The following is a 9,484-nucleotide window of genomic DNA, read 5'->3' as shown; positions in this document are numbered from 1 at the left end:
TTCACTGTCCCGTCTCGGCAAGTCAGGAGGCGTTGGCAGCGGCACCTGCCGCTCGACCGAGACGGCCGAAGCCACTACCCGTTCTCGATCGAAGCCGCCGATGATCGACATTTGGAGCCGGAGCTGCTCGCAGAGTGTGCCAGAACCCAGAACTCACTCTCGAAGCCACCGACCGGAACTCGCTCGGCAAAGCCGTTGCGGCAGCGGGCTTCAAAGCCCGTGGCGTCCGCGTGGAAACGGAGACGGTAGAGTTCGCCAAACGCTGGATCGGGTCGCGCCCGAGCAAAGGTGCCGCCTTCGGCAATGAACCCTCATACGTTCCATGCCGATTCTCTCGTCGTCAAGCGCCACTCCCGGGGCGCTTTGCACGCGGCTCACCTCGACCTCCTCAAGCAGCGATCTCATCGGCTCCTCCGCGTGCCGCACCTCTCCTACGATGGCGAGCTGCAGCGCATGTTCGCACCGAGCGTCGATGGCATCCGCACTGAGCATCCCCGCAGGCGTGTCCGCAGCAAGTCGCTCGTAGAGGTCGACGGATGCCGCAACGTCCCCGGCAGCCGCATGGATGCGAGCCTGCAGCAGGCGCAGAGACAGCAGCGCGGGATGTGCCGCTTCGACCCGACCGGCCGGCGCCGCGATCGCAACGTCGGCGGCCCCGAACGCCTCGGTGGCTCCGGCCGCCCAGTTGTGTTCAGGAGCGCTGGCAGAACGGCACCTGCCGCGGGCCCTGGTGCGGCTTCGTCCGATCGCGGCCAAGGCGCAGAACAACGACCACCAGGACGCCGTACGCGCCGCGGTGCGCCGGATCGCCGACAAGCCGAACGTACGAATCGCACTACTGTCCCAGGCGATCGACTGGTCTCAGGAGGCCGAGACACGGATCGCCGGGAGGGTCTTCCCACAGGCATTGCTGAGCCCTGACGGCGCGGATGAGGTCGTCAGCGCGCTGCTGACACGGGCGGCGAGTGACGATGCGGCGCTGTTCGCCTTACAGTTCAGCTGGCTGAGGCTGCTCGATGATCTGGACGACGCAGCCATAGGCCAGGTGACCGCCGCCTGGTGCCGCGTCGTCGAGCAAGACGTGTTCGATCGCTCCACGGTTCAGGAGGTGTTCGGCCCGGTCGTGCACAACGTCTTCGGCACGCCGACATGCAGGACGTTCACCAACTGGATGAGCCCATCGATCAGGTCAGACACGCTCGACTGGCTGACCCGATGATCGCCGGTCTGCCTGCACTGGCGGTGGTAGAGCACTGCCTCCCCCGGGAGCCGGGTCAGGCACGGACCAGGGTCGCCGGGCAGACACCGTGTGTCACCTGCTCTTTCTCCCGCTGCCCTCCCCGAGGGCTGACCCAGCGGGCAAGGAGCGTGTCGGTGCTGGGCGTGCGGCCACGGCCGGGCATGACGGAAACCGTGCCGTCGGCGCGCTGCGTGCACTGCCAGGAGCTGGTGCCGCCGAAGAGCGTGACCGCGTCGCCGTCACGTTCGTACAGCACGGGTCCGTTCGTGGCGCGGGAAAGCTGCTCCCAGACCGTGTCCGTCGCCTGGACCCGGATCTCGCGGTCCAGGGGCCACGGCCGCATCGACTCGAAGTACAGCCGCTGGTCGACCTCGGCCGCTGCCGGGTCGCGCCGGAACTCCAGCCCGGCCTCCTGTATGGAGTGTTCGAAGAAGCCGACCGCGTCGTCCAGCGCGGCGGTGCCGTCCAGGCGGACACCGACCTCGATGCCGCCGGTCAGGCCCATCGTGGACATGAAGTTGGCCGAGAACAGGGCACCGCGCCGACCGTCGGCGATCGCGGCTTTGGCATGGTTCCACTCGTCGGCGTGGATCTCGACGCCCAGCGCCGCGAACGCCGCGGCCTCGTTGCGCGCCGCGTCGGAGATGTTGCGTCCGCGCAGCAGCATCCGGACCCGCACACCGCGCTGGATCGCCCGGCCGACGGGCTCGAACAGCAGCGAGGGCTCGGCACGGACGCGCCCCATGGCGTGGGCCATGCCACCGATGCTGTACGTGGCCAGGATCAGGTCCTGTTCAGCCGAGTCCACGATATCAGTGATCGCGTCGAGGATCAGCCGCTGGTCGTCCCAGGTCCAGATCAGGCCGCTGCCGGCGGTGAGCGCGGCGGGGCTGCTCGGTCGGCGCCCCCGGATCGCGTGCTGCTCCGCGGGCGGCATGTCCCAAGGGCTGGCGTGCCACATGCGGCGGAACAGCCGGCCCAGCTGCCGGACGTCGTCGGCCTGGGTGACGACGACGCCGTTCTCGCCGATGCGGTCGAAGGACCGGGTCACGAGGTTGGCGCTGGAGACCACCGCGGCCTCGTCGTCCACCAGCACGAACTTCGCGTGCAGGCCGGGCAGGCCACGGACGTAGATGCCGGCCCGGGTCAGCGACTGGAAGTTGCGGTACTCGGTCTGCAGATCGAGGTCCATACTCTCGTCGGTCTCGTTGAGGGCCTTGTCGAGGCCCTTGTCGTCGAGCGCCGCGACAACGTAGACGCCGCCGCGCAGTCGCCGCGCGGCGGACTCCAGCGCCTGGCGTACGGCGGCGTCGGCGAGGAAGAGAGTGCCGACGAAGACCTTGCGGCGGGCGCTGTCGATGAGCCGTACGACCTCGTCGCGGATGGTGGAGCCGCCGCCGCAGTAGGTGAGGCAGTGCCGGTAGCCCTCGTCGGAGCCGGCCGAGCCGTGGTATGGCGTGCGCGACGGCGGCTGGGCGCGGTACAGGAACCAGCCGCCGGGGACGATACGCTCGCCCAGACGCAGGGACGGGGCGGGAACGGAGGTCGAGTCCAGGTCAGACATCGGCGAAGTCCTCCTCGCGGCGTGCCGCGTACACGTGCTGGTAGAAGCGCCGCTGCCAGAGCTCGTCGAGCACGGAGTCGACGGTCAACATGTCTCGGGGCAGGTCGAAGGCGGTGACGGCCCGGTCGGCCGTCTGCCGCAGCAGCGCGCGCGTCACCTTCTCGGGCGCGAGTGCGCTGACCGACCGGAACGCGCTCTGGCGTGCGAAGAGCAGGCGGGCGCCGTCGTCCAGGGGCTCGAACTCCGCGTCGAGGTACGCGATGTCATCGTTACAGCGAATGAGCAGGCCACCCGGCTCGCTGAGGATGACACCCGCCGCGTCGGCGACCGCTGCCGCGCGATCGTCCAGGCCGTAGCGCCACGCGGTGTCGCCGAGACGGGTCGAGGTCACGGCTCCGCCGGTGGCGGTCCACGCCGATCCGGCGTCACCGGCTCGCTCGGCCACGCCGGTCCACCGGGCGGCCAGCAACGGCACCCCGGTCAGCCTGGCGGTGACGCGAACACGGCCGCCGAGGATCTGCAGGGTCAGCTCGGGCTCCCCGCCGTCGGTGCGCCGGACCGAGCCGCGGCAGCGGTACTGCGGGACGATCATCGGCATCCGGTCCGGTGCGTCATCCACCTCGACGATGTCGGCGGGCAGCCCCGTGACGGCACCGTCGGCTATCCGCCGGCCCAGCAGCTCGGACTGCCGCAGGGCGCTTACCTCGTCAGCGAGCCGGGTGGCACCGACCGGCGTGGTGCGCTGCAGCTGAGGGGCGTTCGTCGCCTGGGGTCCCGGTGGGAAGGCCACCATCTCGTCGGTGTCAGGCAGGTAGAGGAAGGTCATCTGCGCCGGCCGGTACTGGGGGACCGTCCTGCGCTGCAGGACCGTGCTCGCCACGTCGGCGGCATGGTAGCCCGCGGCGGTGCGCTCCAGCACGTGCAGGCCGACCAGCCGGTCCGCGATGCGCGCAACGGCCTCGCGCGGCACACCGGTGACCTCCTCGACGTCCTCCGGCCGCATCGGCGCCAGGCGCTGCGCCGCCTCCACCACGAACCGGTCGATCACAGTCAGGTCGTGGTCGACGCGTCGACGTACCGGCACGGATGGCCAGAGCAGCATCGTGACAAGCGACTCGTGTACGACGACCTGCGCGTCATGGTCGGTTTTCAACGGGGGACCGAAGGTGTGATCCAGGATCATAGCGAGTGCAGCCGGAGGAATACCGCGTCGTCATCGACGAGGGTGAATAGGTTGTCGTAGAAGGCCGTCGCCGGGGTGCGCCGTGCCTGCCCGGAGCCGGCGATCTGGCGCAACGTGTCGGCGTGCCCGACCAGGGCGAGACCGCGCCGGGCGCGGGTGCAGGCCACGTTAAGTCGCCGCAGGTCCTTCAGCCACTGGCCGTAGCGCGGCCCCACCCGGTTGCCCGCGGCGCGGGTGAAGCTGAGGATGACCAGGTCGGCCTGCTGGCCTTGGATGCGATCGATGACGTCGATCACCTCCCACCGCAGCATCGGAAACTCCGCCGCCGTCAGCTGCTTGCGCAGTGCCTGCGCCTGGGCCCGGTAGAAGGCGAGCACGCTGACCGACACCGGCTGGGCGCCGGGCTCCGTGGCCAGCTCGTCGTTGTACAGCCGGCACAGCGCCTGCACGGCCTTCTGCTCCCGCTCGTTGACGAACCCGTGCCCCACCGGGGTGTCGGTGGCGTCGCGATAGCGGCTGGTGTCGAAGAACACGGCCGGACGCGACAGCGTGCCATTGGTGATCAGGGGCCGCACTCCGTGTTCTTCGGGGGGAGGGGTCAGGTATGCGCCGCCGTAAACCGGATCGCGCACGATCCGCGCCAGCGGTTCGATCATCCGGCGCTGGTAGAGCAGCGGTTGGCGCAGACCGCCGGGGCAGTCGCGCACCGCCCGCTGGAACAGGCTCTGGACCAGGTAGCGCAGCATGGCTGTGAGCAGCGCCAGGTCGGGGTCCCGGTCCGGTTTGCGTGCGGTGACGAAACGGTCGTACGCCTCCGCGAACCGGCTGCGGAATGTCAGCGCCCACTGGTCGTTGGCGAGGAGTCCCTCGGCCACCTCGATCACGGAGTTGACGCGGAACTCGTGCGAGTCCTCCTGCTGGTCCCAGTAGGCGGCGAGGTCCTCGACGGCCTGCTGCAGGGACGGCGCGGCCTTCCGCTCGACGCGGTGCAGGGCGGTCAGCGCGTGCAAGAAGAACTCGTCCGCCTGGTCGACGTGCGGCGGAAGCTGGTGCTCGTCACCGACCAGCACCCACCGCCGGGCCTTCACAGCGCCGATGAGGAACTCGCTCTCGGTCACCCGGCTCGACTCGTCCACGATCAGGGTGTCGTAATCGGTGTGTTTGACCCACTGGCTTCCCCGACCCACGATTCCCGTGGTCGTCGCGCACACGAGGTTGGTCGCCCTGATCAGCGAGCTCTGGATGTCGTCGACCAGCTGCTCGTCGGCCAGGTCGGAGATCAGCTCCGTCCACTGGCTCTCCAGGTCGGCCAGGTGCGGCAGGACCTGTTTGCGGCGTTCGAGAGCCTGTCGCATGGGCAGGGATGGTTTGGCGGGCAGTCGCTCGGCGTAGCGGTCGCGGTCGGCCGTCGCCTCGGACTGCTGCTCCTCGTACTCCCGCGTCTCCTGCTCGGCGATGGCCAGCTCGTGCGTGAGCAGGGTCGCCTGCGCGGCGTTCCACTGCGTGGTCTCTTCTTCGGCGCGGACTGCGGCCGTCAAACCCTCGGTGTGTTCAACAACGCGACGTGACGCGCGGTCGGCTGCCCTTCGGGCGCCGCCGAGCCGGTCGAGATGATCGTCGAGTACGGCGAGGCCCGTCTTCGGGTACCCCCGCTGCGAGCCCGAATCCCACACCCGGCTGATGGCGGTCTCGATCCGTTCCGTCAGGTTCCGGTACTCCTCCCAGCTGCTGAAGGTGCCGGTGTTGACGTCGGCGGACGCGGTATAGAACGCCCCCAGTGCCGCATCTCGGCGGTGGTCGGCTTCATAGGCGGCCGCCAGAGTGAGGCGGCGGTCGTTCTCCAGCCGCGGCCGAACGGTTCTTTCCTCGGCAGCGAGCCTCGTCAACTGCGCCTGGCCAGCGGTCAACGCCCGGTCGGCCGCAGCGGTGTTGGCCGCCTGCTTGCGCATCTCGTCCTGCAGGATGGTCAGATCCGTACGGTGCTGCGCGACGGTGCCGAAGCCGAGGACTTCGGCCAGCCTGCCCAGCCCGGTCTGCTCGGCGACGGCACGCTCGAGATCGGCACGCACCGTCCGCTCCCTGCCCGCTGCGGCGGAGTAGGCAACCCGGGCCCGTTCCAGGTAGTAGGCCGCCCTGCCGATGTCGTCCTGCGTGGTGCGCTGCTTGGCGGCGAGGCCGCGCTCCCATCTCGGCAGGGCTGCCTCGGCCCGGTCCCGGGCGGTGGCGGCGTCGGCAGCGGTGGTGATCGCCTCCCGCAGCTCCCGCGCCGTGGCGCGCAGTCCGGTCAGCAGGGCCGTCAACGTCGCACGTACGGCCGCGTGCTCGTTCGCTGCGGCCTCCTCGCCCTGCCGCGCAGACGCGAGTCCGCGCTGCCAGGCCTCGACGGTGGCGCGTGCGTCGGCCTCGCTCCGGCCGGCGTACGCCGTGTGCTCGGTCAGTTCGCCGACCAGCAGCGCGGCCCGCTTGCGTGCCGCCCCCGCGCGCGAGGACGACTGCATCAGCCGGTGCTGGGCCACCCGATGCAGGTCCATCACCTCCAGCCGCTCGCTGACCGTCGCCAGTTCGTCGGCCCACTGCCTGCCGCGGCCGCGGTCCGGTCTGCGCAGCATGCGTTCGGTGAACTCGACCCCGATGTTGGCCGGCAGGTAGCCGTGCAGCCTCGGGTCGACCTTGTCGTCGTCGAAGGTGATGCGCAGGGGCCGGATGCCGGGCTTGTCGCCGACCCGGGAGAGCACCTCGTCCACGGCGACGTGGGTCGGCGCCAGCAGCAGCACTCGCTCTCCGCGCGCCACCAGCTGGCGGACCGTCTCGCAGATCACCTCGCTCTTGCCGGTGCCGGGTGGGCCCTGGATGAGAAAGGCGTGTGGGCTGGCCACGGCGCCGGCGACGGCGGCTCGCTGCGTGTCGTCCAGGACGGGAACGTCGTCGTCGAGGTCGCAGAAGAACGACTCCGGCCACGACGTGACGCCCGGGACCGACAGCCCTCGTTGGCGGCAGAGCAGCCGGGCGAGGTCCTCCCACGATCCTTCGACCTTGCCGGCCAGGAAGTCCTGCAGCGCCTGGGCGTTCTGCCGCATGCCGAACGGCTTCACCAGCTCCAGACGTACCGGTTCGCCCTTGCGTGTCGTCCAGCCCTGTGGCTCGACGACAGTGACGGTATCGGCGCGGCACCGTACGGTCCGCGTGATGTACAGCTCACCGTTCTCCCGGACGATCTGTACGCGTTTGAAGCTGAGGTCGTCCACCGGGCCGTCGACCTTCACGGTGAAGGTGGTCGGCCCGCGCCGCCGACGATCGGGCACGTCGCCCTGGACCTCGCCCCGGAACGTCTGCTCCGCCGGTTGCGGCCGCTGCTGCATCAGATCGATCAGCGCCCGCAGGTCGCCGTACTGGCGGCGGACGTCGTTGTGCAGGTTACCGTGCCGCCGCACCGCCGCAGTTCCGTCGAGCCCGCGTCGGCGGTCATCGTTGACCCGGCGGCTGTGCCTGCGCGCGTCGGCCAGCAATGCCTGCAGGTGGCAGGGATTCTCCGCCCTGATCTCGCGGAGCGTCACGCGGCGTGGCGCCAGCCGGTCGATCTTCCGTGGCACCGACTCCGCCGGATCGACGTTGAGCACGACGGCGACCACGGCCCCACCACGGCTGACCTTCTGCACCACGCGCAGCTCGAACCGGTCACCGCCAAGGCGGAACACGTCCGGGTTGTCGTCCGGCCGGGGCTGGTGGATCCAGAGAACCCCGGCCAGATCGTGCTCCACCTCGGCCACGAAGTCCGGGGTCATCGACCGGTTGCTCGGGTAGTAGCTCAGGTCCAGGCTCGGGATCTCCAGCGCGCCGATCGCGTCCTGCCAGGAGTGTGCTGGCGACAGCAGACCTTCCTGCACTGCTACGCCTCCACGACGAAGCGCAGCGTCGAGATCACTTTGTCGACCTCCTCTTCCGGCCGGTGCAGCCGCCAGAAGGAACGCAGGATCGCCTGCGCCCGCGATCGCAGATCCTGGCACTGTGCGAGGGTCACCGACTCCTCGCCGTGGGCGAGCACACTGCGATTGCGCGCGTCGACGAGATTCCGCAGGCTGCCGACCGCTTTGGGGCCGTCGAGGTGGGCGCCACTGAGCAGTTCGTCCTGGTGAATGCTGAGCAGGATCATCGCATCGATCAGAGCGACCTTGAACGGAAGAACCGCGGCGCGGGGCCCGCCATAGGCGGCACCGGCAGCGCGTGAGTACCGCTCGGCCAGGTCGTTCTCGGGCGTGCCAAAGGCGCTGTAGTCGGGCTGGCCGGGGTCGAAGCCGAACCTCAGCCGGAGCCGTTCAGCGAACGCCTTTTCGATCGTCCGGTAGAACAGCAGAGCGGCGAAGTCGTAGCGGTCGAGGTTGAGGTAGTGCTCGCCGAGCAGGAAGAAGTTCAGCAGCAGCGCCGGCCCGTCACGGGTGACGAGCTGGTCGACGAAGGCCAGCTGTTCGCTCATCCGACCGGCCGTCTCGGTGCGTACCCCGGAACGCGGGTCGGCGAGCCGTCGTTGCAGCTGCTCGGCCAGCTCAGGCAACTTCTTGACGTCGAGGTCGCACCACGCCTGGTAGAGCGCAGACAGGTCGCCCAGGAACCGTGCCCGCGCCGGCTCGGACATGAAGTCGCTCAGCTCGGTGAACCGGGCCCGGGCACCGGAGTAGAGACCAGCCCGGAACATGGCCATGGCCGCCGCCATGTCCTTGTCGCCGAATAGCGCCGTGGGGTTGGGCAGCACACAAAGCCGCTCCGAGCCCGGCAGGGCCTGGCGCATCTCCGGGTCGAAGTCGCTGTCGATGTAGCACATGGCCAGATCCAGTTGGGCCGCAGCGAGCGCGGCGCCGGCGCTCATCACCTTCTTGCCACCGGTGATGTCGATGATCGCCCGGCGCGGGGGTTCTCCTGGGCGGCGCCGCACCGCGCCCTTGACGATCTCGTAGATGTCGATCGGGTCGACGGGGTCGCAGTAGCGGAGCTCCAGGTTGGAGATGGTGAGCCGGTCGCGCAGCTTCTCGTAGATCAAGTCCACCTTGGCGCGGGTGTTCTCGGACGAGATGATGAGCAGGCGCTCGGGCTGGAGCAGTTCGTAAGCCAGCAAGGTCGTCTCCGGAGAGAAACCCGACAGGCTGATCAGCAGGTCGACTTCGGGCCGGGCGACGTCGGCCGAGTTGCGGCGCGCGGACTCGACCGCGTCCGGATAGATCACCTCGAGCCGGTAGCGGTTTGCCTGATCCGCTGCGGTGCCTTCGCCGTAGGGCTCCTCGCCTCGGAAGATCCGGCGCATGCGCTGGCGCTTGTTGTCCAATGTAGTCACAGTCCGCCGACCATAGCCGAACTTCCTCCCGGGCGCAGCCCCATAGCCGACCCTCTCAACCGGTGGGCTGACATGCGAACACCAACGCACCTCCCGGCGGTCAGCACCGTGACCGCCGCCCCCACGGAGACATCGTTGCGGTCATGGTCTCACCACGCCAGGGGCGGTAACCCA

Annotated in this window: 5 protein-coding genes; 1 reads left to right on the top strand and 4 read right to left on the bottom strand. The window is 69.5% G+C overall.

Annotation, left to right across the window (positions count from 1 at the left end; translation table 11 throughout):
- Nucleotides 1–667 precede the first annotated feature (667 nt).
- A complete protein-coding gene (locus tag Cco03nite_RS37325) occupies nucleotides 668–1,219 on the top strand; it encodes a hypothetical protein (protein WP_203698745.1) in 552 nt (183 codons plus the stop codon).
- A gap of 55 nt (nucleotides 1,220–1,274) precedes the next feature.
- On the opposite strand, the gene Cco03nite_RS37320 is transcribed toward Cco03nite_RS37325, so the two are convergent.
- Genes Cco03nite_RS37320 through Cco03nite_RS37305 form a run of 4 tightly spaced genes read right to left on the bottom strand, consistent with a single transcriptional unit; the run spans nucleotide 1,275 to nucleotide 9,301 of the window.
- A complete protein-coding gene (locus Cco03nite_RS37320; RefSeq protein WP_203698744.1) occupies nucleotides 1,275–2,804 on the bottom strand; it encodes a phospholipase D-like domain-containing protein in 1,530 nt (509 codons plus the stop codon).
- Entirely contained in the window at nucleotides 2,797–3,957 is a 1,161-nt protein-coding gene (locus tag Cco03nite_RS37315) for a hypothetical protein (RefSeq protein ID WP_203698743.1), read from the bottom strand. The genes Cco03nite_RS37320 and Cco03nite_RS37315 overlap by 8 nt, the downstream gene beginning before the upstream one ends.
- Before the next feature lie 26 nt (nucleotides 3,958–3,983).
- Complete coding sequence (locus Cco03nite_RS37310) at nucleotides 3,984–7,871, bottom strand: DEAD/DEAH box helicase (RefSeq protein WP_203698742.1); 3,888 nt, start codon at nucleotides 7,869–7,871, stop codon at nucleotides 3,984–3,986.
- Nucleotides 7,872–7,873: 2 nt separating this feature from the next.
- The gene (locus tag Cco03nite_RS37305; protein WP_203698741.1) at nucleotides 7,874–9,301 is read right to left on the bottom strand and encodes a hypothetical protein; all 1,428 of its coding nucleotides are present in this window, start codon (nucleotides 9,299–9,301) and stop codon (nucleotides 7,874–7,876) included.
- Nucleotides 9,302–9,484 lie beyond the last annotated feature (183 nt).

This window comes from Catellatospora coxensis (assembly GCF_016862635.1).
GTDB lineage: Bacteria > Actinomycetota > Actinomycetes > Mycobacteriales > Micromonosporaceae > Catellatospora > Catellatospora coxensis.
Note: the sequence above shows the minus strand (reverse complement) of the source record. Positions and strands in the feature narration are given on the sequence as shown.